Source organism: Arcanobacterium phocae (genome assembly GCF_900105865.1).
GTDB lineage: Bacteria > Actinomycetota > Actinomycetes > Actinomycetales > Actinomycetaceae > Arcanobacterium > Arcanobacterium phocae.
In genome coordinates, this window is sequence record NZ_LT629804.1 from 1863279 (window position 1) to 1890034 (window position 26756).

Below are 26756 nucleotides of genomic sequence, written 5' to 3' on the forward strand. Positions count from 1 at the left end.
TGTTTTTCTGTCGTGCGACACAACACCTCCATTATGTCGCATAACCATGCTCATGAGATCAGGATTCCCTTACCAAGCATTAACTACCTGTCTCTAACCTCCCGAAGAGCTTTAGTCAGCATACCTAGAGTTCAGCACTAAAGTCAGGCTACCCTTAGTGACGAGATACTGTTGTTACTACTTGGAGAAATACTGTGTCAAGATCCCGACGCCGAACATCCGACCCCGCGGTGCAGGTCATATCTGCAACCGGGAAACGAGGAACTCGCTATACCGCACTTATGCGAATTTTCGTTGAGCTGTGCGTAGCTGCCGCACTTATCGCCACGGCAAACACACTTGGCCCATACCTTGTTGGGGTACAGCCCTGGACACCATGGTTCATTATCGCGGTAGTCTTTGCGTTAGCCGCCGGAGCCTTCGGCATCCTCGAAATCACATCCGGCATCGCCCAAGCACGAGCCGAAGAAAAACGTATCCGTCATCGGATACTGTCACGGATCTTCACCGCCAAATCGTTACCACAAGACGATTCAGATGCGTTTTCATCGGCAAAGCTCATTCAGCTGATGACCGACAATGCAGAGCGCCTGACTGATTTCCGTCAGCAATACCTCGGTTCGACTCTCGCCGCGCTATTCACCCCGGTTCTGCTAGTCATCTACATAACCATTGGCGTCGATTGGCACCTAGGCCTAGGAATGGCACTATCGATTCCAGTTGTGCCACTTCTTGTTGGCGGATTTTTACGGCTTTTCCGCGGTGTTTCCGCGCGTTCGCGCGCCGAGCGTGCCAAGCTCACCACCCAATATCTCGACGCGATTCGCAACCTCACTGCAGTCCGACTTTTCGGAGCCGGATCGCGCCTGGAAACAACACTGCGCGCCCAAGGCGAAAAGAACCGCCGCGCAATCATGAAAATCTTGGCCGGAAACCAGATCGTCATCATTGTGCTTGACGGCGTTTTCTCGCTTGTTTTCGTCTGCTGGTCCGTTCTCCTCATATCCTGGGGTATCGACGCCGGACGCGTCGACGTAACAGGCGCTGTCAGCGCGCTCTTCCTCCTTGTCCTATTCCTCGAACCGCTCAGCCAAGTCGCCGGATTCTTTTATATCGGCATGGGCGGAATCGCGGCACAACGCGCCATCAAGCGCTACCTGCAATCGCATCCCGAGCCCACCTCCACCCCAGCAATCGGCGAAGCTCCCACCACTGAGACACCAGTTGATAACCACCGCATCCAGGTATCAAACGTCAGCTACGATTACGGTCGCGGCGAGGTTCTGCATGGAGCCAACGTCGTCGTCGATAACGGCGAAAAAATTGGAATCGTCGGCCCGTCCGGCGCCGGAAAATCAACGCTACTTGGTCTACTCAAAGGCTCACTGCCACTCCAAGACGGATCCATCGTCATCTCCGGTCAGGAACTGCACCACCTCACCCCCGCCAATATCCGCAAACTGGCCGCCTCCGTTTCGCAAACCACATGGCTATTTACCGGAACTATTGCCGACAACCTCCGGCTGGTACGCCAAGACGCCACCGAAGAAGACATGTGGAATGCCCTCGAACGCGCCCACGTTGCCCACGACATCCGTCGCATGCCCGACGGTTTACATACTGATGTTGGCGAACGCGGCTCACGCCTATCGGGCGGCCAAGCCCAACGAATCTCGCTGGCCCGCGCCTTCCTCTCCGGACGCGACATCCTCTTCTTAGACGAACCCACCTCACACGTGGATCCAGAATCCGAAACACACATCATTGATGCCATCGCCGATATTGGTTCCGATCTAACAGTTGTTATGGTTACCCATCGCCGTGCACTGCTTCGCATCGCCAACCAGGTTTACACCGTCACTAACGGCACTGTTTCCCAAGGAGTACGTTCATGAATCGCACCGCGCCATTAACTCAACCATCGAATCGGGAGCTACTGCGATGGCTCACTGGCATCACTCGGCCAGTTCACACCCCACTCTTGTTCTCCACGTTCTTCCGGTTCCTGAATCTGTCACTGGACATCGTACTGTTCGCGTGGGCCGGTTGGACGGTCATGAACGCGCTTGCCGGGCAACCAATCGGGTTCCACCTCGGCGGCATTGTAATCGTGGCCGTTGTAAAGGCTCTCGACTACTACCTGGAACAGTTCCTCGGACATTTCGTGGCATTCAAGGCATTGGAGTTACTGCGCGGCTACGCCTTCTCCAAGCTCTGGCCACAAGCCCCAATGATCACCACTCAAACCCGCTCCGGCGACTTGTTGGCATCGCTAACCCGCGACGTGGACCGGATCGAAGTGGTCTATGCGCACACATTCGCACCCGTCGTTTCGGCGCTCGTTGTCCCACCGATTTTCTTCCTATCCTTGGGAATGAACATCTCCTGGATCGTGGTACTGCCACCAGCTATCTGCTACCTGTTAGCAATGACGCTCGTGCCGTGGCTAGGAGCACGCGAATCGTTTAGTGCAACCTCCACTCAGCTCGCACATCGCGCCGACCTCGTCTCGCACGTCACTGATTCGGTGTTCGGCGCCGAGGAAGTTGTTGGTTATGGCCTTGAAGCTGAACGTCTCGACCAGATGAATCATCTTGCTGTCATCGTCACAGCTGACACCCGCCGTCCCGCGCTCTTCCGTGGATTGCGCCGCGGACTCAACATTTCACTATCTGCTCTTTCGGTTATCGGCATCGCGTTTGCTGGCTACGCCAGCGGGCTAGAACCAGCGCTCACCGTTGCACTCGCAGCCGGCGCGTTACGTCTATTTGAAGGCCCGAAAGGCGTGGAGGACGCTATTGGCGCACTCGACGCTTCCTTCGCCTCCGCACGACGGATCTGGACGATTGCCCACAGCGATTATGGTGTGGCCGACGGCGAACGCGATTTCCCGACGTCGTCCGATGAAGACGCAATGATCGAATGGCGCAACGTCACCTACCGCTATCCACAAACAGCCGATGATAGTGAAGTAGCGTTAAAAGACATCAACGTGAAGGTTGCGCGTGGCTCGCACACAGTTTTCGTGGGTCATTCTGGTTCTGGAAAGACGACTGCCGCGCAATTGTTGCTGCGTTTCGACGATCCAACTGCTGGCGATATCCTCATCAACGGTGTGCCAGTACGCGATATCCGACTCGATGAGCTGCGCTCCCACGTGGTGCTCGTGACCCAAAAGAATCAAATTCTGGACACCACAATTGCGGACAACGTTCGTCTCGGCGCCCCAAACGCCACCGATGAGGAAGTCTGGGCAGCCCTAGAAATGGCAGAATTAGCTGACGAAGTGCGTGCCATGCCTGATGGATTAGAAACCCGCACCGGCCAAGATGGCACCCAGCTTTCTGGCGGGCAAGCACAGCGACTCGGTTTGGCGCGGGCATTGATTATGCATCCTGATGTGGTGGTTCTTGATGAGTTCTCCGCGAATTTGAACGTTGAGCTGGACGCTCGTATCCGCGAGCACTTAGCCCAACTGCCGGTCACCATCATAGAAGTCACCCACCGGCTTTCCCATACCGAACAGGCTGACCAGGTCTATAGTTTTGACCGCGGCGACGTCACCACGCCGGTTCGTTAGCGCCCGGCGCTCTAGCCAGCTGGCGTTCTTTACATGTACAAAATCTCGCCCAGCAGCACGGTAGGCCCATATAGAGCGCTATCGTCACGCTGGGCGAGATTTTGCGCATGATAACCACTTTATCTTTACTTTCGCGACTGTCGGCAAAACCGGGCAATAGCGCAAACCTAGACGTATATCGCCGAGGTTTGCGCTATTGCCGAGATTAGTGGACGCCTTCTGTTTACTCGAGGCACTGTTAAACTGGATCCTATGACTGTTCTTGGTTTTATCGGTGCTGGTTCGATGGCCAGCGCAATTATGCACGGCCTGGTCTCTTCCGGTACGGCCGGTGGTGACATTATTTTTTCGCGGCGCAATGCCGACGCCGGTAACCAACTAGCTACCGATCTCCACGCCCGTTTCACTACCGATAACAGTGAGGTGGCAACAGTAAGCCACATCCTCGTCCTAGCAGTCAAGCCATACTTGGTTGCCAGCATTCTGGATGAGATCAGCTCGCACCTTTCCCCTGACACCATCGTTGTTTCGGTGGCGGCAGGGATATCACTCACGGACCTTGCTGAGCATCTGCCGGCAAGTCAACCAATCATGCGGGCCATGCCAAATGTTAATGCGCATATCGGCCAATCCATGACTGGACTATGCGCGAATAAGTACGTCACTGAATCAGCCGCCTGCCAAGTACGGAGGATGTTTGAAGCCATCGGACAAGTAGCAGATATTCCTGAAGAACTCTTCTCCGCATTTTCAGCAATCGCCGGCTGCTCACCAGCCTGGACATACACCTATATTGATGCGTTGGCACGTGCCGCGCTCGCCGAAGGAATGACGAAGCGCGAAGCCGTACGGTGCGCAGCTCAAGCCGTACTCGGTTCTGCCCAGATGGTTCTCGATGCGCTCGATACTTCCGTCCCGGCTGAACTAGTAGACCGAGTTACCTCACCCGGCGGCACGACTATTGCTGGATTACTTGCCATGGAAGACGCCGGATTCTCCCCTGCTGTCATCGCCGGCGTACGCGCTGCGGTCGCGCGTGATAAAGAGTAAAGCAAGCCAACGTGACACCTGCCACCGTGCAGACCAAGGCATGAGAATGCCAAAACGTGGAACAATAGAACCATGACTGAAAATAATTCCGCATTGCTCGATAACACCGAGGTTCCGGACAAGGCATCGCTCGAAGGTCTAGAAGATCGTTGGGGTAAGGCTTGGGCCGAGAACGGCACTTACCGCTTCGACCGGGAAACTTCGCGTACCCAGGTCTACTCGATTGACACCCCACCACCAACTGTTTCTGGTTCGCTACACGTGGGCCACGTGTTCAGCTATACCCATACAGATACAGTTGCCCGCTACAAGCGTATGCAGGGTATGAATGTCTTCTACCCGATGGGTTGGGATGACAACGGCCTACCAACAGAACGCCGGGTACAAAACTATTATGGTGTGCGCGTCGATCCGTCGTTGCCATACGTACCAAATTTTGTGCCGCCGCATGATGGCGGCGATGGCAAGTCGATCAAGTTCGCTGACCAGATGCCAATTTCCCGACCAAACTTTATCGAGTTGTGTTGGAAGTTAACCCAAGAGGACGAGCAGCAGTTTGAAGCGTTGTGGCGTCACCTTGGCCTGTCAGTCGAGTGGGAGCAGAATTACCAAACCATTGGTTCTAAGGCACAAAAGGTTGCCCAGGCTGCTTTCATTAAGAATCTTGAACGCGGCGAAGCCTACCAGGCACAAGCCCCGGGTCTGTGGGATATTACCTTCCAGACCGCAGTTGCCCAGGCTGAGTTGGAAGCCCGCGAATACCCTGGCGCATACCATTCACTTGCGTTCCATCGTACCGACGGCGGTGACGACGTCGTCATTGAAACCACCCGTCCAGAGTTGTTGCCGGCTTGTGTGGCACTTATTGCTCACCCAGACGATGAACGCTACCAAGAATTGTTCGGCACAACTGTTACCTCACCAGTCTTCGGCGTCGAAATTCCAGTCCTACCTCATCCACAGGCAGAGATGGACAAGGGTGCGGGTATTGCAATGTGCTGTACGTTCGGTGACGTTACCGACGTCGTCTGGTGGCGCGAGCTGGCGCTGCCAATGCGCTCGGTGCTTGGCAAAGATGGTCGTCTACTGAACGAGACCCCAGAGTGGATCACTACCCCGGCAGGCGTTTCGATGTACGAAGAGATGGCTGGCAAGACCACGTTCTCTGCTCGTAAAGCACTTGTCGAAAAGTTGGCGGAAACCGGCGAAATGCTTGGTGAACCAAAGCCAACCACTCGTATGACGAACTTCTTCGAAAAGGGCGATAAGCCACTCGAAATCGTTACCTCCCGTCAGTGGTACATCCGCAACGGCGGTCGCCCGCATGAGGATTCCAACGGCAAGGATCTGCGCGATAACCTCTTGGCTCGCGGTGAGGAAGTTGCTTTCCATCCTGACTTTATGCGGGTTCGCTACAATAACTGGGTTGAAGGTTTGAACACTGACTGGCTCGTGTCCCGTCAGCGTTTCTTCGGTGTTCCGTTGCCATTGTGGTACCGTGTCACTGAAGCTGGCGATGTTGATTACGACGACGTTATCGTTCCGTCTATCGACCAGCTCCCGATCGATCCAACCACCGATGTTCCTGAAGGTTTCACTGCGGAGCAGCGTGGCCAGGCTGGCGGCTTCGTTGGCGAAGTTGACATTATGGATACGTGGGCGACGTCGTCGTTGACTCCACAGATCGCTGGCGGCTGGTTAACTGACGAAGATCTATTCGCCAAGGTTTACCCGATGGATGTTCGCCCACAGGGCCAAGACATTATTCGTACCTGGCTCTTCTCCACCATGGTTCGTGCCCATCTCGAATTTGATGACGTCCCATGGAAGCATGCTGCTATCTCAGGCTGGATCTTGGATCCGGACCGTAAGAAGATGAGTAAGTCCAAGGGTAACGTTGTGACCCCGATGGGTCTGCTAGAAAAGCATGGTTCGGACGCGGTTCGGTATTGGGCGGCTTCGGCACGCTTGGGTACTGATGCAGCTTTCGATGAGCAGCAGATGAAGATTGGTCGTCGCTTGGCGATGAAGCTTCTTAATGCTTCGAAGTTTGCGTTGCAGATGGGCGGCGCTGGCGTGAAGGTCGATCTCGATTCTTCTGCGGTCACCGAACCGCTCGACCGCGCTATGCTGGCTGAGCTTGCTCACGTGGTTGAACAAGCAACTCAAGCATTCGAGAACTACGATCACACTCGAGCACTTGAAATCTCCGAAACGTGTTTCTGGACTTTCTGCGATGACTACCTCGAGCTGGTTAAGGATCGCGCATATGACCGGGACGGAAAGTATGCTGCCGCTGGCCATACCGATGCAGTACGCTCTGCACGTGTTGCGTTGAACCTTGCAGTGGATACGTTCGTTCGTTTATTCGCTCCGATCCTGCCATATGCTACTGAGGAGGTCTGGTCATGGTATCGCACTGGATCTGTTCATCGTGCACAGTGGCCATCGATTGTTCCATTGGCTCAAGCTTCTGGTGATGCCGATCCAGCTACCTTACACGTTGCAAGTCAAGCGTTGGCAGCGCTGCGCAAAATTAAGTCGGAGAATAAGGTCTCGCAGCGTACCTCGTTCCACACTGTCACGCTGACAGTTCCGGAACTCGACGCGGCGAAGATTGCTGCAGTTAGCTCCGATATTGTTGCGGCCGCTCACGTAGATGGCCAGTTCGTCGTCGAAACAAGCGATGTTGAAACACCGACTGTGACGGCTTATGACCTAGCTGAACCAGAGCCAAAGAAGAAGTAACCTTTCTATTCAAATACGAGCCCGGCATTGACGTTACATCGTGCCGGGCTCGTGCCATAATATGGCTATGTGCGTCGCACGCAACACACGCAATATCCTCCCCCTTCACAAAAACTTACGGTATCGTAGGAATGGTTAAGCGTTCCTGAAGGAGGACCTCCGTGAGCAAGTATATTGAAGACGAAGGCGTAGCATTCATTCCTGGCCTAGTAAAAATATCCGATAATATGACCGTCCCGTCCACTATTCGACGCTATGGCGAGGAACGATCCAAGCACGTCGTGATTGAACGCAAGTCAAATCTCGGCAATAACTGGGTGCCCGTCACATGGCATCAACTCATCGAAGAGGTACGCTCCTTAGCACGTGGCTTTATCGCCATGGGTGTACAGCCCGGCGATTGCATCGCGATTATGGCCCACACGTCATACGAATGGACGCTGTTCGACTTTGCGATTCAATTCGCGGGCGCCCACGCTATCCCGATTTATGAGACCTCATCAACGGCACAAGCAGAATGGATTATCCAAGACGCACACATCCGCTTTGCGATCGTGGAAAACCAGGGAATGTACAACGTTCTCGCACCAATTTTGGCAAAGTTTGATCATTTTGAAGATGCATTCGTGATCAGCGAAGACGCCCAAGGGAAAATCTCTGCCCGTGGAAATATCGAGGACGATCACATTATCGATGAACGTATCGATGCGATCCACGCGGACGATCTGTGGACTATCATTTACACTTCTGGAACAACTGGACGGCCTAAGGGCGCGGAACTATCTCACCGCAATGTCTTGCACGTAGCTATGAACGGCCCAACCGATGAAGGCTTGACGAACGTCATCTCGTATAAAGGCTCCCGCACACTTCTATTCTTGCCACAAGCACACGTCTTTGCTCGATTCATTAACTTGGTCGCAATGATTGGTAACGCCACTGTTGGATACTGTGGCACGAAGAATCTCGTAGCTGATATGCAGTCGTTCAAGCCAACTTTCATTTTGGCAGTGCCGCGTATTTTCGAAAAGATTTACAACTCGGCCGATTCAAAGGCGGGTAAAGGTGTCAAACTGCGGTTGTTCCGCACGTTCGCGAAGGTTGCAATTAACTATTCACGAGCACAAGGAACTGCTAAAGGCCCGTCAGCGAAGCTCACTGCACAGCATCGGCTGGGCGACAAGCTCGTTTATTCGAAGTTGCGGGAGATCACTGGCGGCAAGTTGCGCTACGCTATTTCTGGGGGCGCACCGCTGGGCGAACGGCTTGGCTCGTTCTTCCGTGGCATCGGGCTTACCGTGTTGGAAGGTTATGGTTTAACTGAGACCTCTGCACCAACAACAGTCAACCGATCAAACTATATGCGCATTGGATCAGTTGGCCTACCCTACCCGGGATGTTACGTTAAGACCGCCGACGACGACGAAATTCTTATCAAGGGCGACCACGTGTTTCAGCGTTACCATAATAATCCGGAGGCTACGGCTGCTGCATTTACGGATGACGGCTGGTTCCGTACCGGCGATATTGGGCGAATCGATGAAGATGACTTCGTATGGATCACTGGACGCAAGAAAGAACTGATCGTTACCGCAGGTGGAAAGAACGTTGCACCGGCTGTGTTGGAAGATCGGCTTCGTTCCCATCCGCTAATTTCACAGGTCGTTGTTGTTGGTGATAAGAAGCCATTTATTGGAGCTTTGATAACGTTAGACGCCGAGGCTTTGCCACAATGGCTTATGAACCACAACTTGCCGTCAATGACGGTTGCCGATGCTATTAGCGATCCACAGGTTATAGCTGCTGTTGACCGTGCAATCAAGCGAGTCAATGAGCGGGTTTCACGTGCGGAGTCTATCCGCAAGTTCACTATTCTTCCTACAGATTTCACTGTGGGTAACGGATACTTAACGCCGTCGTTGAAGGTCCGACGCAATGTAGTGTTGGAAGAATTCGCAGATTACATTCACGAAATCTACGGCGATTGATCGAAGCTCGTATTTCGTGACTAGGGCACGCGCTGGGAATTTTCCAGCGCGTGCCCTTATTTTTGGAGACAATAGGCGCAAGTCAGCAAAAACCATCTAGTATTACATAGCTTGGACGATTAGCCGATCGTGGATTCCTGAATGGACTGTCGGCCAGCCTGCAAGGATAGAACCCTTATGCCGAACATCCAATGGAGTTCCGTCTAATCGAGTAACTAACGCACCTGTTTCTTGACAGATCAACATAGCGGCCGCGATATCCCATGGGGACACCCACAGGTGGACAAATGCTCCGGCACGTGAAGATGCTACTTCGACCAGTTCCAGAGCTGCGGATCCATAACGCCGATGTCCACGCGAGTCTTTGAGAACTTCAATCAGACGTGGCAACGCATTTATTTCTTTCAGGTCAGTGATAACAACTGCCTCCGAATAAGGCCTCTCCGGGTCTACCTTTGGGAGCTCTTTTCCGTTGCAACGTGCACCTGCTCCGCGTATTGCGGTGTAGATTTTACCGCCAACAACGTCAGCCACCACGCCCAGTACTGGGACTCCGTCCTCGCACAGAGCTAACGAGATCGCATAATCTCGATGTGTCTCAACGTAATTCATCGTGCCGTCAATCGGATCAAGTACCCAAACTCGCCCGTCGAAAGAATCGATACTGTGGTTTTCTTCGCCTAAAAGCGGATAGTCTGTTACATCAGCAAGCTTTCGCGCAATGATCTCTTCTACCTTTTTGTCGACTGCAGTTACGAGATCATTCCGATTCGATTTAGTAGATACTTTAAGATCGATACCGGGGTTCAATGCTACTTCGCATGCTTCGACGACAATTTTCTCAGCGTATCCTAGTAGCTCTTCATAATTTTTTACATCACTCATTTTACTTCTCCGATTCGTTATTATTTTCTGACGATTGTGCAGCAAGGAATTGCCTATCTTTACGAAGCATACGCTCCTCAAATACTGCAACGAAAGCCAAGCAAATCAACCCGGCAACAGCAGAAATCATCAAGACTGTAAACGTTGATCCCCAACCATGGAAGACATGACCGAGTATTGTAAGGCCTTCTTTTTGTGGGTCTGCAATGCGACCAAGGAGAACTTTTGCCATTGAGTCTCCAAACACGTAGCCGAAAGCTCGTGGTACAGCATTCACGACAACCGTGGCGTTCTTAGGTGCAAAACCAATTACACAAATACCAATCAGCGTCACTGGACCAAAGATAAGGAAACCGATAAAGAACAATGCACCATAGACCACTGGAGCCGTCGTTGCCTGAGAATAGATCCAAATTGGCAGAATCACCAACGCGATTCCAATGGCTGCAGTCAGAGCACGGCGGCCACCGAGCTTGTCTGAGAAATAGCCCCACAAAAGCGATCCCAACAAGCCGCCAATTTCGAGAGCAAATGTTGTATTAACAGCGGTATATTGCGAGAAGCCTAATTCCGTTTGTGCGTAGAGAACATTCCAGTTATCAATACCAATTCGTACGGTATACGCAGCAACATTCGCTATGCACAATAGCCATACTGCAGGGTTCTTCAGGACGTATTCGATAAGAATCTGCCCCTTAGTCATCTGTGTAGCGACGACGTCGACCTGCGCTTTGGGCTCATCAAAAATTTCTTCGGCCGTCTCCCAACCAAGCTCTGCTGGATCGTCCTTGCCGAAGAAAAATCCCCAAATTCCGATTGGAATAGCGACGAGACCAGGAACGATAAACATACCTGCTACAGATCCGCCAAAGAATGTATTAGCTCCCCAAACCGCAAGTATGCCTGCTATCATCGCACCCAGATTATGGGAAGCATTCCACCATCCAATAAATCTTCCGCGTAGCTTTCGTGGTGTCCATCGATTCATTGTTGAATTCGAACAAGGTCCGCCCGGAGCTTGGAATAAGCCATTGATTGACCATAACAAGATCAGGAATCCATATGGATGCCTCATAGTCATCAGAACGATGCCAATAATAACGGCAAGAATACCAGCAGATGTGACTAAGAAACTAAGCGCTTTTTTAGTATTTTTGCCATCGAAATAAAACCCTAAGAATAAGCCTCCAAATCCGTAGGTTAACGAAAAGGCAAAACCAATGAGACCTAGCTCTGTGGTTGAAAAACCAGCCTGGGTGATGAGCTCTGGCTGAGCTGCTTTGAAATTTGTTCGTAACAAATAAAAAGCACCGTACCCAATAACCAGCACCGAGTATACTTTCATAAACTCTGCTAGCCAGCGTTTTCGCTGCACTGCCAGGGTTTCACCAGAACGTGGCAATCGATTGATAGCAAATAGACTTCGATTCTTCATCTGACCTACAACCTCCTTGTTGTATTTCCTTCTTCGCCATTGAAGATGGCTCAGCTGACATATGAAGATAACCAACCGGTATATAAATGCTATTCAAACGATTGAACTATGTCAAGCAAAATACTCCATTTGTTTTAACAAATATTTACGGGAGGCTACCATATGGATGCATGCGCCTGTGTGCGCGTAGCTGAATCCAGACGTCGAAAGGACGTCAAGCAACCGGAGTAGTTGTATTCCGCACTACAAGATGGCTATCCACTACCAATGTCTTGGCACCTATTTTCGTATTGTTATGCCGTTCAATTGCTAGCTCAACCGCATATTCAGACACCTGAGCAATACCTCGATCTACCGACGTAAGACCAAAAGCTCGCGAGGCAGCGATTGAGGAGTTATCAAACCCGGCAACAGCTACATCTAAAGGAATCCTCAAGCCAGCCCGCTCCAGTGCAATGACAGCCCCTTGAATGCACTGATCGTTGTATCCTACTACCGCAGTTGCGATTCCTTTTTCTTTGAATTGATTTGTTGGAGAATCTGAACGCTCGCATAGAACATGCTGCATGGCCAGAAAGCCATCATCTAAACTATTGCCCGCAGCTACGATTTCGAGCCACACATCATTCACATTTGCTGCATGTTCAATGGCTCGACGCCTATTGCGCGCAGAGATACCTTTTGGCCCGTCCAGGTACAGAATTCTCCGGTAACCCCGATCAACTAGATGCGTAACTAGTTCTTGCATCCCGACGTCGTTGGACGAACGAACAAGGCTGGAAGTTGGACAAGGAGACGTCTGACCAATAATGACAGATGGCTCTAAGCGTTCTGGAATAGGTTCAGGAAAACACGGATTAATTGCAATTGTGTTGGTTACCCTCAATTGAGCTAACCGCTCTAGAGCTTCCTCATAGCCAGCGTAGAAACTAGCATCTTCGATAGCTAGTTGATAACCATGTCTATTCGCAATGGACCGAATATTGGATACATATGCAGCGTGCAGTTCTTGACTAAACTCTGCAGCAACTCCAATGATGCGCGGGTTATTTGTTCGCAACAATGATCCAGTAATATCGGGCCGGTACCCGATTTCCCGCGCTACTCTTTTTATTTCTTGTGCAGTTTTATCAGAGATTCGCGGATCATTTCTGAGCGCCAACGACACCGTCGAGACAGACACGCCTATGTGCTCAGCTACATCACGCATAGTTGCTCTGCGCGTTATCGCCGAACTTTTCTTAGTAGTCATGTCAGGGAAGAGACAGTATTACGCCGTCTGCCCTTGGGCGCCGCGCAATACTAATCGCGGTTCCGCAGTACCAGTTACGACGTCGGCATCGATAACTGCACGTTCTACGTCGTCACGAGACGGTATTTCAAACATCAGTTCACGCAACAGGTTTTCCATAATCGAACGCAACCCACGAGCACCCGTTCCGCGCTCTATCGCTTCGGTAGCAATAGCACGCAAAGCCTCTGGAGTTATGTCAAGGGTGACGCCATCCAGCGCAAACATCTTCTGATACTGCTTGAGCAGCGCATTCTTCGGGGTGGTAAGAATTTCTACGAGATCGTCAACGCTAAGTTCTTCCACGTTAGTTACGATCGGTAACCGCCCCACAAGTTCTGGAATGATACCGAACTTATGTAGGTCTTCCGGCGTTACTTCGCTAAATACTTCTGTACCGCGATCTGCTTCATGGAGCTGGGCACCAAAGCCAATCCCCCGCCGTCCGGTTCGCGACGAGACAATATCTTCCATACCAGCAAAAGCTCCGGCGAGGATGAACAAAACATTTGATGTATCGATTTCAATAAACTCTTGTTGCGGATGCTTGCGACCACCCTGCGGTGGCACAGAAGCTACAGTTCCTTCGATAATCTTCAGCAACGCCTGCTGTACGCCTTCCCCGGAAACGTCGCGGGTAATGGAGGGGTTTTCAGATTTGCGTGATATCTTATCGATTTCATCGATATAGATGATGCCTCGTTGGGCGCGCTCAACGTTGCCTTCAGCTGCTTGGATAAGTTTAAGAAGGATGTTTTCTACGTCTTCACCAACATATCCGGCTTCGGTCAGAGCAGTGGCATCAGCGATCGCAAACGGCACATCGAGCATTCTGGCCAGCGACTGCGCAAGATATGTTTTACCGGTACCAGTTGGTCCCATCAGCAGAATATTCGATTTGCCAATTTCTACATGTTCTTCGGGTTGCTTTACTTTGAGACTAGATCCTTCTTGGGCACGAATTCGCTTGTAATGATTGTAAACGGCAACTGCTAACGTTCGTTTTGCTCGTTCTTGTCCAACGACGTATTCGTTGAGGAATGCAAAAATTTCTGCCGGCTTAGGTAGCTCTTTCTCCTCATGCTCTTGAGCATCATTCCCGAATTCTTCTTCAATGATCTCATTGCAAAGTTCAATGCATTCGTTGCAGATATACACTCCAGAGCCAGTGATGAGTTTGCGTACTTGACGCTGGCTCTTTTGGCAGAAGGAACACTTGAGCGTATCTGCCGCATCGGCCGTGCGTGTCACTGGGTTTCTCCATTCGTTGTCAATCGTCGTCGACTTCTATTCCACACTATATCGCGTCCAGTGTGAAGTGTTTGCGTGTTGGGCGTGTTAACAATTGACGACGACGGGGCCAAACTTGACGTCTGACCCCGCCGTAGCAAAAGGTATTATGCCTAGATTTTATTTTGCAAGCCGTGGGTCAATCGCTTTACGAGATGCCAGAACTTGGTCGACTAATCCGTATTCTTTTGCTTGCTGAGCAGTAAGGATCTTATCGCGAGCAATATCGTTCTTGACGATCTCGCGGTCTTTACCGCTGTGCGCAGCAAGGGTATCAATGAGCCAATCGTTCATACGGTCTATTTCGTCCGCAACAATGGCAATATCCGATGCTTGGCCTTGAACACCTTCCATTGCTGGCTGGTGGATAAGAATACGAGCATTTGGCAGAGCTAGACGACGTCCTGGACTACCCGCTGCAAGAAGAACAGCCGCTGCCGAGGCAGCTTGCCCCAAGCAGACTGTCTGGATCTGTGGCTTAATGTACTGCATCGTGTCATAGATTGCGGTTAGCGCCGTAAACGATCCACCTGGGGAATTGATATACATCGTAATTGGCGATTCTGGATCGGTTGATTCCAGAACGAGCAACTGTGCCATGACATCATCAGCTGATGCGTCATCCACCTGAACGCCAAGGAAAACAATGCGGTCTTCAAACAGCTTCGCATATGGATCTTGACGCTTGTAACCGTATGGTGTACGTTCTTCAAAGTTCGGTAAAATGTAGCGGTTTGATGGCATTTGTGGTGCGATACCACCGGGCATCATATGCATCTGATTTGGGTTCATTGAATTCATCATCTGCGTTTCTTTCCTCAGTTCTGACCATCATGTGGTGCGACGTTTTGCATTCCGCCACCACCGACAACGGATGAGGCGTCTTCAATAATATGGTCTACGAATCCATATTCAAGTGCTTCATGAGCGGTGAACCAGTGATCCCGATCAGAATCTTCAAGGATTTGTTCCACGGTCTTGCCCGTATGCTTTGCATTGAGTTCAGATAATTCTTGTTTCATTTGCAAAATCAGATCTGCATTAATACGAATCTCCGTGGCAGTACCACCAGCGCCACCTAACGGCTGATGCATAAGCACCCGAGTGTGTGGCGTAATGTAACGCTTGCCTTTAGCGCCAGCAGTCAGCAAGAACTGCCCCATTGACGCAGCTAATCCCATGCCTACAGTTGCAACATCTGGCTTGATGTACTGCATCGTGTCAAAGATTGCCATGCCTGCTGTTACCGAGCCACCAGGCGAGTTAATGTACAGATAGATGTCCTTATCAGGATCTTCCGCGGCCAATAGGAGGAGCTGAGCACAAATAATGTTTGCGTTTTCGTCCTTAACCTGATCGCCGAGCCAGATGATGCGCTCTTTGAGGAGACGGTTATAAATTGAATCGCCTAGTCCGAGGCCATTTGCGTTGCCTCCGGCGAGCTGTGGCGTGGTAGTCACGTATTCTCCTTCGTTGTGGCATTAAAACCAAAATTGTTTCCGTAAGACCTCAACACGATCTTACGTATTTCCATATATGAGAGTACCCTGCTTTGGCCTTATTTTCCTATATGCGTTCGCTAGTGGCGTGGGCGGACAGGTGTCCCTCAAACTGGGCAATAACGCAAACCTCGGCGATATAGATCCCAGTTTGCGCTATTGCCGCGTTTCTCAACCGCGAACCGTTACCCAAAAGAAAAAGGGACCACACCGCACAGGTATGGTCCCTTTTACGTTAAGTGTCAGGCAAGAGCCATAATGGTCTTACGTGCCTTACCAGCCTTTTCAGCTTCGAGTACGCGTGCCTTTTCAGCGTCATCTGCAGCCTCAAGGTAAGCAATAACTTCGTCTACCTTGTGAGCGGATGGGTCAAACTCGCCAGCAGCTTCAGTTGCTTCTGCTTTCTTTTCAGCCTTCTTAGCCTTTGGTGCCACAACCTTCACCTTCTTCTCCTGAGCGGAGAAGTCTGGAACAGTTTCGCCTTCTGGGGCTTCGCCGAGGATCTCGGTTACGTCAACGACGGTACCGTTTTCATCCTCTACCTTTGCGAGGCGCAGAGCTGCGATGAGACCCTTGTTGCGTGCGATCTCACCAGCAAATGCACCGATCTGGTTGGTCTGAGCAGCAGCCTGGATGAACTGGTTCGGGTCCATGCCGTACATCTGTGCCTGAGAGACGAGGAACTCGATGAGTTCGTCCTGAGCCACATCAACGTTGAATGCCTTGGCGTATGCGTCAAGAAGAATCTGGGTACGAAGTGCTTCTTCGATCTCGCCACGGATTTCTGCACCATGGGAGTCGTCGCCCTCTTTGCCCTCACGCTCGAGGTGATTCTTTACTTCTTCTTCAATCACTGATTCTGGAAGTGGGAACTCAACTGCCGCGAGAAGTGCTTCGGAAAGCTTCTGGGTTCCTTCAGCAACTGCATCGTTACCCTTGTTCTTTGCGGCGGTCTTGCGGAGGTCTTCCTTGAGTTCGTCGATAGTGTCGAACTCGGAAGCGAGCTGTGCAAAATCATCGTCTGCTTCTGGGAGCTCGGATTCCTTCACAGAGTGAACGGTGATCTTGACGTTTGCATCTTCACCTTCATGAGCGCCGCCCATGAGCTCAGCAGTGAATTCGACTTCGTCGCCTGCCTTGGCACCGGTAAGTGCTTCGTCTTGGCCTTGAAGCATGTTGCCGTCACCGATCTTGTAAGAAACACCGGAGACGTCGTCAATCTCTTCACCATCGATTGTGGCAACCATGTCAATGTTGACGTAATCACCCTTAGCAGCTGCACGATCAACTGAGGTGAGGGTTGCGAAACGCTCACGGAGGGAGTCGAGCTCGGCGGCGACGTCGTCGTCAGAAACAGCAACGGAGGAAACCTTAACGGTCATGGATGCTGGGTCTGGGAGGATGATCTCTGGACGAACATCAACTTCGACGGTGAACTTCAGGGCGGTGGTGTCATCTTTGCCCTTCATTTCTGGAACTTCGTCAATAGCGATTTCTGGGCGCGCCATTGGGAAGATGTCAGCTTCTGCAACAGCTTGCTGGTAGAACTGGTCCATGCTGTCATTGATTGCTTGCTCAATGATGTAGCCCTTGCCGATCTTCGCTTCGAGGATGCGACGTGGGGCGTGACCTGGACGGAAGCCTGGGATGTTGACCTGCTTGGCGAGAGTCTTCGCGGCTTTCTCGTAGTCTGGACCGAATTCTTCGGCGGTCACTTCGACGGTTAGCTTGGCGCGGGTCTCGCTGAGGTACTCAACGGAATTCTTCACTGGGATTTCTCCACTCACGTATTCGGGGGCCGTGGCCCGTTGGGTTCGCCGTTTGGGTGGCGAACGTCTGTCAGAGGCGCAGAGCTGTTTTCTAGCTATGACGCAACGACGCCGATCTGGCACGTTACGTTTGCGCATACTGTTCCATCATAAAACATGTAACGGCTAAGGTCTGCATTGATAGGCAATGAAGGTAAACACAACTAACAAAAAGTCCGAGACTCAACTGAGTCTCGGACTTTGTTTGGTCGGGATAGCGGGATTTGAACCCACGACCTTCCGCTCCCAAAGCGGACGCGCTACCAACCTGCGCTATATCCCGTCGCTCTAAAAACTTTAAAGGACTTTTTGAAAAAATTCTAATCCGAAACAATCTTGAGGTTCAGATCACGTTTAGAAGACCTATTTTGCACACAGCGACTTCACTTGCTAAACTCAATGAGTCGGTTACGGCTGGCAAAGCGAGTGTAGCTTAATGGTAAAGCCTCTGCCTTCCAAGCAGATGACGCGAGTTCGATTCTCGTCACTCGCTCTTTTCATACCCATTTCAGCTCTGCGTTTTACGCTAAACACGCCAAACCCTCGCCAGAAAACCTAAATCATTGTAAGGTGACTCAAATCACACCATATCTAAAAGCTCTCTGAGTGGAGTCTGGGAATTCCCTGAAAGCCTTGTTTTATAGGGCGTGTCGAGGTAGGCGCTTTAGCCACTCAGACGTTATCTTGTGCGCTAGCTCGCATAGGAAATCAATTCTTATGTAGCGAGCGGTGGATTGTACGACTACAGTTTTAGTTGAACCACTTAACCATTCGATCAATCAGAAATATGATTGACAGGAAACATTTAGGAGATTCTAAATGAAGAATTTTAAGAAGGGTGCAGCATTCGGTGTTGCATTTGCAGTAGCAGGTCTTGGTCTTGCAGCTCCAGCTTTCGCAGCTGAGGACGCAACTCCAACCAAGCCTTCATGCGACACACTTCCAATCTCTGAGCGCATCCTCTGCCTCAAGGGCGACCCAAACGTTCAGAAGCTAGTCGGTGACCCATTTGAGAAAGAAAACAAATTCATCGAAAAGCAACAAGCCGAAATGAACGATCTGATCGAAAAGATCGCCAGCGAATCTTTTGAGAAACTCCCCATAGAAGATCAAAACAAACTTCTCAACAGCGTTCAAAACAAGAGTGACGCGATTGCTGAAGTTAAGAAAGCGGTAGCCGAGAACAAGAAAGCTATCGCGGAAGCACAACGCAAGGCCAAGCGCAACGCTAAGTTTGAAGATTACAAGAAGGACCCAAACGTCCAGGAAGCCACCGAGAACCTCAGCCTTGGTATCGAAGGCAAGGAAACCCTCAAGTCTCGCCTCGACCGCTACAAGAAGGACCCAAACGTCCAGGAAGCCACCAAGGATCTCCGCCGCGGCATCAAGGGAGAAGAGACCCTCAAGTCTCGCCTCGACCGCTACAAGAAGGATCCAAACGTACTAGAAGCAACCGAAGGCCTTGCCGAATACCTCAAGGATGGCTCTGCAAAGACCGATTCAAAGAAGGAAATCACTCCAGCCATGAAGCTCACCCCAGCCAAGAAGGCTGAAGAAGCTAAGAAGGGTGAACTTGCTAAGACTGGTGTTGCAGTAGGCGCTCTCGCTGGCATCGCAGCTCTTTCCACCCTTGGTGGTGCAGTAACTCTTCGTCGTCGCAACCACTGATTTAAAGCTAGATAGAATGTAATAGCACTATCTATCTGACTTCAAAAAACTAAGGTGTGGCCCGCAGGATTTCCTGCGGGCAACACCTCTATGTTCTACCACTTAACGAGATTCTTTGAACTCCACATGCTTGCGCACAACTGGATCATACTTCTTGAGCACCATCCGGTCTGGCGTATTGCGACGATTCTTCTTTGTGACATACGTAAAGCCAGTACCTGCCGTGGACACAAGCTTAATGATTGGACGGACATCCGCAGCCTTAGCCATTTTCTACCTCACAACTCTCCGCGCCGAATCAAATCAGCAGCAACAGCATCGATCCCTTTTGAATCGATTGTTTTGATTCCCTTTGCACTCACAGTCAGAGTAATCGTGCGCTTGAGTGAGGGAACATAATACCGTTTATTTTGCAGGTTCGGGTTGAATCGACGGCTCGTACGCTTATGCGAATGAGACACCATCTTGCCAAACTGCGGTTTACGGCCAGTCACTTGACAATATGTGGCCATTACCCTTGCCTTCCTTTGAATTTTGGATTGAGCTTATTGATGACATAAACCCGTCCCCGACGGCGAACTACTTTTGAACCCGGCTGGTTCTTTAAGCTATGCAATGATGCGCGAACTTTCATAACCGTCTCTCCTTACCAAGATGATTTAGTGACACCAGGCAAGAGACCTTCATGTGCCATTTTCCGGAATCGAACACGCGACAGCCCAAATTTCCCAACGAATCCGCGCGGCCGCCCGTCTACAACATCTCGGTTACGGAGCCGAGTTGGCGATGCATCTCGTGGTAACGCATGGAGTGCACGCATCGCTTCATCCCGTTCACTCGCCGATAAATTGACGTCTACTGACATTTTCTTCAACTGTGCGCGACGCTCGGCATATTTTGCCACTATTTCTCGTCTACGCTGGTCGGCTACGATTTTCGATCGTTTTGCCACTCACATCACCTCTTGAGAATTGTTCTCATCTAATTACTCTGCCATAATAGAGAATAGTTCTCATTAAGGCAAGTGCACTGATCGAAAGGACACTATGACTACGCGCACGCTCCACGTCATTTCCAGCACCAACCAGTTACTGACGGATCTGCTTAGCTTGGCTTTAAACGCGAACCCTGACAACACATGGCAAACACAAGTGATTTTTGACGACGACGCAGCCCCGCAAATCGGAACTGCCCTATTCACATCCGTTTCCGGGAAGACCTATCGCATTGAACTCACTGGAACGTGCATCACGTGCGCAATCCGCGTAGCAATGATTACTTTTGTAGACAGTCTTAATACACCTGAAACGTTCTTGTTCTTGCCTGCCGGAATTGAACTCGCACACCTATGCCCCGGATTGCACAACGACCTAGCAGAACGGCATATCATCCTTGGTGCAGTCATGCACAGCATTGAGGCGACGAACGCTCCCGCTGAACTCTTAACACACATACCCCTCAGCGATCATGGATCTAACTTAACCCCAGATGATGAACGCTGCTTAGCTGAAATACACGCACTCAATCTTGGTTATGCAGACCTTATTTTGCTCACCGGAGATCATGATAGTGCAGGTGGCGAGCTAGTCGAGCATCTACGTGCTCACGATACGTTGCTTGCCAACCCGTTCGAAGATAATATCCTTGCCATAGCCCGATCACTCGTTCATCGTCCAGAAGATGCCCTAGAACGTATCCATCCAGCCACGATTCAGGCCTGGGGCGGACCCGACGGGCACGGGACGTGGACACTGGATCTCACGTCTCAGCGGGCATTCCATCCAGATCGTCTGTTCGATTTTGCAGAACAGCTGGGCGAATACGGAGTATGTGCACGCGGTTGTTTCTGGCTGGCGTCACGGCCAACAACTATCTGTTCTTGGGATGCACTCGGTGGCTCTGTCGCTATATCATCCGCTGGTTCGTGGGACACACCTGCCGATGCGCAGACACATATTGTTATTGTGGGAATCGGAGATAACACAACAAGAGATGCTATCTCCCGCGCCTTTTCTCAGGCTCTCGCAACAGACGAGGACATGTTGTTCGCTGAGGCGGACGATGGACTAGATCAGTGGCTAGGCACCAACGTTATTGAAGGGTAATTGCTACGACCCCAGCAATGCCGACGATGATAGCTTCCCAATACCAATACATTTTTACCAGCGCAGCAAATTCTCGCACTACCGCCGTCGGCAATGCGAGAACAGACGTGCGGGCCCCGAATGTCGCCCACGGCAAGCTCATCCGCCGAGCCAGTAAACCGGCTCGAATCATGTGATAGTCACTGCTGACGATTCCGACCTTGGCGCTCGGACCGAAAACCCGGTCTATGATCGGAGCGCTCAAGGATATGTTCTCGTTCGTCGTCGTCGAGCGATCTTCCTGGAGAACAGTGAACGTATCTGGTGCCTGTTGTCCAATGTAACGGCTCATCGCCTCAGCTTCCGAAATCACTTCGTCAGCGCCTTTACCGCCTGAGCACAACACCGTGCGTGCACCGCTTGCACGGGCAACCGCAATTCCAGCGTCTAAGCGACGAGCCAGCGACGGCGTCACCTCGGTGCCAAGCAAGCCAGCTCCCAGGACAACAACGGCATCTAGTGGCCCATCGGGACGACGTCGTCCGCGCTGAACCACCATAAAAAGAAAAATAAGAAACTCAAGGAGCACAACCCCTACCCCGGCCGCATAACCCCAAGCGATACCACCAGCCCGTAGCCCATGAATGATACTCGAAAACCAGGACATAACTATGCCAGCAACGATGAACCTTGCCGCCCACTTTCGATAGCGCGGTGAACGCAATCGCTCAAGCCCAAACAACACCAGAGCAACTGCACTGCTCACACACAGCAGTTCCAACACATAGGCCATTCTTCATCACCCCTTGCGTCCGCTACCAATACAACCCGCAAAAATACATGTTCATATATCCTAGCCGACGCAAGCAGCGGGACTGCGTTCAAAAGAACACAGTCCCGCTGGTGGCATAAAAAGTGATAGTCAGATGGTGACTACTTCTGCGATAGCTCTACAACTGCTTTGGCCACTCGCTCATGCGCGTCCCAAATCTCTTGTGGGAGATGATCGAACTGTTCGAGATGCTCACGGCGTGCTTGCAACTCACGAACCCAGAGTTCTGGATCGATGCGCAAGATTTCCGCGAGGTCTTCGCGAGAACCAGTAAAACCGTCAAGGTTAAGCTCATCAATAGTTGGCACAATACCAACTGGTGTTTGAGTTCCCTTAACACGACCGTCTTTAAGTTCCAGTAGCCATAGGAGTGCACGAAGGTTATCGCGGTATCCAGGCCACAGGAAATGGCCGTCTTCTGGATCGCGTTGGAACCAGTTCACGTGAGCAAAGATTGGAGTATCTTTTGCTTCGCCGATGATCTTCATCCAGTGAGCCGCATAATCGCCTTCTGGGTAAGACATAAATGGACGCATAGACATTGGATCATAGCGCAAAACGCCTTCCTTACCTTCGGCTGCGAAGGTAGCTTGAACGCCCATAGTCAAACCGTCGTAGACACCTTCGGCAATATCGGTAATTGCCCGAATAAGTGGTTCGCGATCAGATACGCGGCCACCAAAGATAATGGCATCAATCGGCACACCTGATGGCGCGTCATAATCTGGAGCAACGTTTGGCACATTTGCCAGTGTTGTGGTGAAACGGGAGTTAGGATGCGCCCATTCGTCACCCTTAGCTCCAGAGCGTTGGCGTTCAGCGGGACGATCCGCGATCGGTTCGCCCTTCCAATCAAGCCAGCCAGTGACGTCTTCTGGACATTCTGGGGTCTTGCCTTCCCACCACAGTTCTTCCGTTTGTGGATTGTAGGCCACGTTCGTAAAGAGAGTGCGAGTTCCAGGAGCCAATGATTCCATTGCAGTTGGGTTGGTGTCCCAGTTGGTATCCTTAGCCACGCCAAACGCGCCGAACTCTGGATTCATTCCGTAGAGGCGACCATCCTTTGGATCTACGCGGAGCCAAACAATATCGTCGCCATAGAAGAATACTTCGTAGCGATCGCCGAGCGCTTCTGGGGGAAGCATCATAGCTAGATTGGTCTTACCGGATGCCGACGGGAAGCCGCCGCAAACGTAGTAGGTCCGATCTTCTTGCTTATCCTTAATACCGATAAGCATGAACTGTTCACCGAGGAATTCACCGGAGAACCAGCCATCGAATGATCCTTGGCGCAAGCCGTGGGCGATTTTGCCCAACAGTGCGTTGCCGCCGTAGGAAGATCCGTAGTGCAAGATTGTGCGCTCGTCAGCAACGGTCGCAAACAGTCGCTGATCGTCATCGGTGCCTTGACCGAGATTTTCCAAATCACCAGTGACGTGGACAGCCCGAACGAACATCGATGGGTCTTCTAAGTCATTGAGATATTCAACGCCGACGCGAGCCATCCGAATCATGTGGATCGCAACCGTACGGTTATCAGTTAGTTCAACTCCGAGAGCATATTTTGCAAGTGGCGAACCAACTGGGGCCATCAAGTAAGGAACCACGTACATGGTCTTGCCACGCGATGCGCCACGCATATGCTCGATTTGAGTTTTAGTTACTTCACTAGCGTCACGCCAGTTGTTGTAAACACCAGCATCGGTAGGACGATGAGTAGCGACGACGGTACGCTCTTCGGACCGAGCTGTGTCCTTGTAATAGGAACGGGAGTAATAACGGTCTTCACCGGCTGGGAAGATCTCTCCCGCAGCTAACGCTTCGTTTACTATACGTTCATCATCAGAAGCGCTAATCACCTCAATATTATCTGGCTGGGTGATGTCCGCCCAATACGCAACGTATTCTTCAACGGCTGAATTTTTCAGGCCCGCAGCCTGGAGGATTTCCGAAACAGTCATCTGTTTCCCCTTTCATTAGCGGATAAACACAAATTATTCGCCATACTCGAACATTTTTATTTGTGCTTGTTGAACAGCTTATCCTATTGCGGTTCATTAATACAGGACCAAAGAAACAGATAGACTACTCGTATCGATATACGCGAGAGGATACCCATGAAAAACCAACAGCAATCCCGTCCCTACGTGCCCGACTACGATTGGCTCTGGACCCAGCCCCCAAGCTACACACGAACCCTTCGAGCAATCATCTCGCACTCTGATGCTGCCGTGCTGCGCACCGCATTCACATCTTTTATCCGGTCCCTACAGCATGATGAGAATGGCGTAGCCGGGCGTGGCGGATGGGCAATATACCCCAACGTCAGCGAATCTGAGCCACACGCCGTCGTCGCTGATATTGTTTCCGGTGGCGAAGACGTAGCCGACGCGATCTGCGACGGCGCGGACGAACTCTTCGAAAAACTCACTGCAACGCCGGGAATAAAAATTCAGTGGCGCCAGCTTGACACCGGCGCCACCAAATCGACTAACGGAGACTAATCGTTGCGGCGCACCCGCGCCGATAAAATACGATGCTGAATCGGAACCGTGACGGCCACAGCAGCAAACGTCAAAGCGATACCCAAACCAATCATCGTCATCAGTGCGAGCATGTTCCCCCACTTCACCAATGCCGGATGCGTTAGCGAAGGCACAAATGACAGCCCCACCACGATCACCAACACTGCGAGCAACGGATACATCACCTGAATAAACCGGGCGCGAATGAGCGTCGAGACGGGCGTGCCAACATACACCAAGGCGCGGGTTTCATCACTGCGGTCAAAAACATCCGAGACTTGGTGAATCATCGTCGATACCGCACCGATAACCAAGGCAAAAGCAAACGCAATCAACACTCCTTGCGGAATATCGTGGGCCATCAATTCCGCATACGATTGTGCTTGATCGTCAACTGGCGTATCTAGCGAAACAATGGCCATTGTGGACACCAACGTTGCCACGGCACCCATGAGTGCCACCGCACTGACATTGCGCCACGCCGCCCGCGAATGCGAAACCACCCGGCGAATACCGATGAGCCGTGCTGGTGAGCCGGTAAAAACGAGCGGTCGCATCGTCAGCTGAATAAACAACGGCCCTGCCAAGGCCAAACCGCCAAAGAAGATCACCACGGCGAGACCGATAGAAAGAACTTGACCAACATCAACCGAGCTTGGCGAGAAGGTTGCCGTCATATACAACAGGAGAGCCAACGCTACGCCTAAAACAGCTAAACGCCACATTTTCACATTCGTTGGGATAACGCGATGCGCAACTCCCAGTGGCGAAATGGTTACCCGCTGCAGGCCAACAACCGTTGAAATACTAGCAATAACGAGCACCAGAACGTAGGCCGCTAACAACATCCACCACGGGAGTAACATATGAGCCGTACTAATCGGCAACGTGCCAAAGGTGAGCTGAGACCACGCCGGCAAAGTTGCCAAGTAAACAGCCAAACCTGCTACATAGCCAATCGTTGCCTGCAAAACACTTTCCACAATCGACATCACCAAGACTTGACTGGCGCTCATACCCATCAGACGTAACGATGCTAGGCGGCGTTCCCGGCCACCAGCACCTAACCGAGCAGCACCTGAACCGAGCGACAACAACGGGATCGTCAGCAATGCCAACGCAATAACTGCGAACGCCGCATAGATTTCGCCAATCGATTCGGTGCGCACATCGCTATGGAATGCCGTCGCAACAGCCTGGTTGATCGCTCCAACACGCGTTTGGAACATGAAGACGCCACCCAACGTGGTCAATGTCAGCCATGATGACACCGCAAACGCAAGAACCGCAAACAGATCCAAAATACCGCTGCCAGTGCGCGCGCCTAATCGGGCACGCGTCAGCATCGCGGCTAAAGACAGCGACTTCATCGTGACACCGCCCCGTCATAGTGAATTAGACCGTCACGAATTTCTACCAAACGCTGGCACCACGAGGCCACCTGCGTATCGTGGGTGATAACCACCAAGGTCGTGCCGTTCATTTTTGCGGTAGCAGTCAACAACTGCATCACTTCATGGCCGGTTGCCTGATCGAGTGCGCCGGTGGGTTCATCAGCAAACAAAATCGCCGGATCGTGCACGAGTGCGCGCGCAATAGCCACGCGCTGTGCCTGACCGCCAGACATCTCCCCTGGGCGCTTAGCAGCCTGTGAACGCACCCCGAGCCGTTCCAACCACGTTTCTGCGGTCTTTAGCGCCTTGCGGCGCGAAACACCGTTAAGCAACAGCGGGAAAGCCACATTCTCGCGAGCCGTCAACTCCGGCACTAGCTGGCCGTCTTGGAACACGAAACCAAGCTTTGAGCGGCGCAACTTCGAGCGCTTCGCATCTGACATCGACGAGATCGACAGCTCCCCGAGTTCCACCTGGCCTTCATCTGGCTGCAAAATACCCGACAGCACGTGAAGCATGGTTGACTTACCGGAACCAGACGGCCCCATAATCGCCACCTGCTCGCCATGCTTGATATCAATATCGACGCCCGCCAACGCGTGGACGTCACCGTATGTTTTCATTAAACCGCGACCGCGGAGATTCATTTCGTTCATGGTTCCTATTTTCCCGGCTCACG

At 51.6% G+C, this 26756-nt stretch carries 23 protein-coding genes and 2 tRNA genes; 9 read left to right on the forward strand and 16 right to left on the reverse strand.

What is annotated here, in order from left to right:
* The first annotated feature begins 194 nt into the window (after positions 1 to 194).
* The 5 genes from BLT51_RS08395 (at position 195) to BLT51_RS08415 (ending at position 9366) form a co-directional block, all read left to right on the forward strand.
* A complete protein-coding gene (locus tag BLT51_RS08395) occupies positions 195 to 1895 on the forward strand; it encodes an ABC transporter ATP-binding protein/permease (protein WP_231943940.1) in 1701 nt (566 codons plus the stop codon).
* Complete coding sequence (locus BLT51_RS08400) at positions 1892 to 3580, forward strand: amino acid ABC transporter ATP-binding/permease protein (RefSeq protein ID WP_091282184.1); 1689 nt, start codon at positions 1892 to 1894, stop codon at positions 3578 to 3580. Before BLT51_RS08395 ends, BLT51_RS08400 begins: the two co-directional genes overlap by 4 nt.
* 252 nt (positions 3581 to 3832) lie before the next feature.
* On the forward strand, positions 3833 to 4630 hold the full coding sequence (gene proC, locus BLT51_RS08405; protein WP_091282186.1) for a pyrroline-5-carboxylate reductase: 798 nt from the start codon (positions 3833 to 3835) through the stop codon (positions 4628 to 4630).
* A 72-nt stretch (positions 4631 to 4702) separates the two neighbouring features.
* Complete coding sequence (valS, locus tag BLT51_RS08410; protein ID WP_091282189.1) at positions 4703 to 7378, forward strand: valine--tRNA ligase; 2676 nt, start codon at positions 4703 to 4705, stop codon at positions 7376 to 7378.
* Positions 7379 to 7539: 161 nt separating this feature from the next.
* Positions 7540 to 9366 carry an AMP-dependent synthetase/ligase gene (locus tag BLT51_RS08415; protein ID WP_091282192.1) on the forward strand — a complete coding sequence of 609 codons (1827 nt, stop codon included), beginning with the start codon at positions 7540 to 7542 and terminating at the stop codon, positions 9364 to 9366.
* Between the two features lie 102 nt (positions 9367 to 9468).
* Here the strand turns inward: BLT51_RS08415 and BLT51_RS08420 are convergent, their stop codons facing one another.
* The 8 genes from BLT51_RS08420 to BLT51_RS08455 all read right to left on the reverse strand — a co-directional run bounded on the left by BLT51_RS08420 (position 9469) and on the right by BLT51_RS08455 (position 17857).
* On the reverse strand, positions 9469 to 10251 hold the full coding sequence (locus BLT51_RS08420) for an inositol monophosphatase family protein (protein WP_091282193.1): 783 nt from the start codon (positions 10249 to 10251) through the stop codon (positions 9469 to 9471).
* A 1-nt stretch (position 10252) separates the two neighbouring features.
* A complete protein-coding gene (gene uhpT / locus BLT51_RS08425) occupies positions 10253 to 11686 on the reverse strand; it encodes a hexose-6-phosphate:phosphate antiporter (protein ID WP_091282196.1) in 1434 nt (477 codons plus the stop codon).
* 214 nt (positions 11687 to 11900) lie between these two features.
* Positions 11901 to 12938, reverse strand: a complete 1038-nt coding sequence (locus BLT51_RS08430; protein ID WP_091282197.1) for a LacI family DNA-binding transcriptional regulator — start codon at positions 12936 to 12938, stop codon at positions 11901 to 11903.
* An 18-nt stretch (positions 12939 to 12956) separates the two neighbouring features.
* The gene (gene clpX, locus BLT51_RS08435; protein ID WP_091282200.1) at positions 12957 to 14228 is read right to left on the reverse strand and encodes an ATP-dependent Clp protease ATP-binding subunit ClpX; all 1272 of its coding nucleotides are present in this window, start codon (positions 14226 to 14228) and stop codon (positions 12957 to 12959) included.
* Between the two features lie 159 nt (positions 14229 to 14387).
* Positions 14388 to 15071: an ATP-dependent Clp protease proteolytic subunit gene (locus BLT51_RS08440; RefSeq protein WP_269435395.1), complete on the reverse strand. Its 684-nt coding sequence runs from the start codon at positions 15069 to 15071 to the stop codon at positions 14388 to 14390.
* 14 nt (positions 15072 to 15085) lie between these two features.
* The gene (locus BLT51_RS08445; protein WP_091282202.1) at positions 15086 to 15727 is read right to left on the reverse strand and encodes an ATP-dependent Clp protease proteolytic subunit; all 642 of its coding nucleotides are present in this window, start codon (positions 15725 to 15727) and stop codon (positions 15086 to 15088) included.
* 281 nt (positions 15728 to 16008) lie between these two features.
* Positions 16009 to 17535 (reverse strand): trigger factor, encoded by a 1527-nt coding sequence (gene tig / locus BLT51_RS08450; RefSeq protein WP_091282205.1) that lies wholly within the window; start codon positions 17533 to 17535, stop codon positions 16009 to 16011.
* 245 nt (positions 17536 to 17780) lie between these two features.
* Positions 17781 to 17857, reverse strand: a tRNA-Pro gene (locus tag BLT51_RS08455).
* Positions 17858 to 17996: 139 nt separating this feature from the next.
* Between BLT51_RS08455 and BLT51_RS08460 the strand changes: the two genes are divergently transcribed.
* Positions 17997 to 18067 (forward strand) — tRNA-Gly (locus BLT51_RS08460).
* 326 nt (positions 18068 to 18393) lie between these two features.
* Complete coding sequence (locus tag BLT51_RS08465) at positions 18394 to 19242, forward strand: hypothetical protein (RefSeq protein WP_091282206.1); 849 nt, start codon at positions 18394 to 18396, stop codon at positions 19240 to 19242.
* Positions 19243 to 19344: 102 nt separating this feature from the next.
* Here BLT51_RS08465 and rpmG read toward each other — a convergent pair whose 3' ends face one another.
* From rpmG to rpsN, 4 genes are read right to left on the reverse strand one after another with little or no spacing between them, the layout of a single operon-like run.
* Positions 19345 to 19512, reverse strand: a complete 168-nt coding sequence (gene rpmG / locus BLT51_RS08470; RefSeq protein WP_091282209.1) for a 50S ribosomal protein L33 — start codon at positions 19510 to 19512, stop codon at positions 19345 to 19347.
* A gap of 8 nt (positions 19513 to 19520) precedes the next feature.
* Positions 19521 to 19754 (reverse strand): 50S ribosomal protein L28, encoded by a 234-nt coding sequence (gene rpmB, locus BLT51_RS08475; RefSeq protein ID WP_091282211.1) that lies wholly within the window; start codon positions 19752 to 19754, stop codon positions 19521 to 19523.
* Positions 19754 to 19876: a type B 50S ribosomal protein L36 gene (gene ykgO, locus BLT51_RS08480; RefSeq protein WP_091282213.1), complete on the reverse strand. Its 123-nt coding sequence runs from the start codon at positions 19874 to 19876 to the stop codon at positions 19754 to 19756. Before ykgO ends, rpmB begins: the two co-directional genes overlap by 1 nt.
* A gap of 12 nt (positions 19877 to 19888) precedes the next feature.
* Complete coding sequence (rpsN, locus tag BLT51_RS08485; protein ID WP_091282216.1) at positions 19889 to 20194, reverse strand: 30S ribosomal protein S14; 306 nt, start codon at positions 20192 to 20194, stop codon at positions 19889 to 19891.
* Positions 20195 to 20288: 94 nt separating this feature from the next.
* On the opposite strand from rpsN, the gene BLT51_RS08490 reads away from it, so the two are divergent.
* Positions 20289 to 21347, forward strand: a complete 1059-nt coding sequence (locus BLT51_RS08490) for a CobW C-terminal domain-containing protein (RefSeq protein WP_091282218.1) — start codon at positions 20289 to 20291, stop codon at positions 21345 to 21347.
* Here BLT51_RS08490 and BLT51_RS08495 read toward each other — a convergent pair.
* A complete protein-coding gene (locus BLT51_RS08495) occupies positions 21334 to 22092 on the reverse strand; it encodes a YdcF family protein (RefSeq protein ID WP_157672979.1) in 759 nt (252 codons plus the stop codon). The two genes, BLT51_RS08490 and BLT51_RS08495, sit on opposite strands and share 14 nt — an antisense overlap.
* A gap of 167 nt (positions 22093 to 22259) precedes the next feature.
* Positions 22260 to 24119: a phosphoenolpyruvate carboxykinase (GTP) gene (locus BLT51_RS08500; RefSeq protein ID WP_091282222.1), complete on the reverse strand. Its 1860-nt coding sequence runs from the start codon at positions 24117 to 24119 to the stop codon at positions 22260 to 22262.
* 156 nt (positions 24120 to 24275) lie between these two features.
* On the opposite strand from BLT51_RS08500, the gene BLT51_RS08505 reads away from it, so the two are divergent.
* Entirely contained in the window at positions 24276 to 24662 is a 387-nt protein-coding gene (locus BLT51_RS08505; RefSeq protein ID WP_091282225.1) for a hypothetical protein, read from the forward strand.
* On the opposite strand, the gene BLT51_RS08510 is transcribed toward BLT51_RS08505, so the two are convergent.
* Positions 24659 to 26053 (reverse strand): FtsX-like permease family protein, encoded by a 1395-nt coding sequence (locus tag BLT51_RS08510; RefSeq protein WP_091282228.1) that lies wholly within the window; start codon positions 26051 to 26053, stop codon positions 24659 to 24661. The genes BLT51_RS08505 and BLT51_RS08510 overlap by 4 nt on opposite strands.
* Positions 26050 to 26733, reverse strand: coding sequence for an ABC transporter ATP-binding protein (locus BLT51_RS08515; protein ID WP_091282231.1), 684 nt, complete (start codon positions 26731 to 26733; stop codon positions 26050 to 26052). Before BLT51_RS08515 ends, BLT51_RS08510 begins: the two co-directional genes overlap by 4 nt.
* Positions 26734 to 26756 lie beyond the last annotated feature (23 nt).

What these genes read in the sequence shown, in the direction of transcription:
- BLT51_RS08400 (WP_091282184.1), top strand. Translation starts at nt 1,892, where the DNA reads ATGAATCGCACCGCGCCATTAACTCAACCATCGAATCGGGAGCTACTG.
- proC (WP_091282186.1), top strand. Translation starts at nt 3,833, where the DNA reads ATGACTGTTCTTGGTTTTATCGGTGCTGGTTCGATGGCCAGCGCAATT.
- valS (WP_091282189.1), top strand. Translation starts at nt 4,703, where the DNA reads ATGACTGAAAATAATTCCGCATTGCTCGATAACACCGAGGTTCCGGAC.
- BLT51_RS08420 (WP_091282193.1), bottom strand. Translation starts at nt 10,251, where the DNA reads ATGAGTGATGTAAAAAATTATGAAGAGCTACTAGGATACGCTGAGAAA.
- uhpT (WP_091282196.1), bottom strand. Translation starts at nt 11,686, where the DNA reads ATGAAGAATCGAAGTCTATTTGCTATCAATCGATTGCCACGTTCTGGT.
- BLT51_RS08430 (WP_091282197.1), bottom strand. Translation starts at nt 12,938, where the DNA reads ATGACTACTAAGAAAAGTTCGGCGATAACGCGCAGAGCAACTATGCGT.
- BLT51_RS08440 (WP_269435395.1), bottom strand. Translation starts at nt 15,071, where the DNA reads ATGATGAATTCAATGAACCCAAATCAGATGCATATGATGCCCGGTGGT.
- BLT51_RS08465 (WP_091282206.1), top strand. Translation starts at nt 18,394, where the DNA reads ATGAAGAATTTTAAGAAGGGTGCAGCATTCGGTGTTGCATTTGCAGTA.
- rpmG (WP_091282209.1), bottom strand. Translation starts at nt 19,512, where the DNA reads ATGGCTAAGGCTGCGGATGTCCGTCCAATCATTAAGCTTGTGTCCACG.
- rpmB (WP_091282211.1), bottom strand. Translation starts at nt 19,754, where the DNA reads ATGGCCACATATTGTCAAGTGACTGGCCGTAAACCGCAGTTTGGCAAG.
- ykgO (WP_091282213.1), bottom strand. Translation starts at nt 19,876, where the DNA reads ATGAAAGTTCGCGCATCATTGCATAGCTTAAAGAACCAGCCGGGTTCA.
- BLT51_RS08490 (WP_091282218.1), top strand. Translation starts at nt 20,289, where the DNA reads ATGACTACGCGCACGCTCCACGTCATTTCCAGCACCAACCAGTTACTG.
- BLT51_RS08500 (WP_091282222.1), bottom strand. Translation starts at nt 24,119, where the DNA reads ATGACTGTTTCGGAAATCCTCCAGGCTGCGGGCCTGAAAAATTCAGCC.
- BLT51_RS08505 (WP_091282225.1), top strand. Translation starts at nt 24,276, where the DNA reads ATGAAAAACCAACAGCAATCCCGTCCCTACGTGCCCGACTACGATTGG.
- BLT51_RS08510 (WP_091282228.1), bottom strand. Translation starts at nt 26,053, where the DNA reads ATGAAGTCGCTGTCTTTAGCCGCGATGCTGACGCGTGCCCGATTAGGC.
- BLT51_RS08515 (WP_091282231.1), bottom strand. Translation starts at nt 26,733, where the DNA reads ATGAACGAAATGAATCTCCGCGGTCGCGGTTTAATGAAAACATACGGT.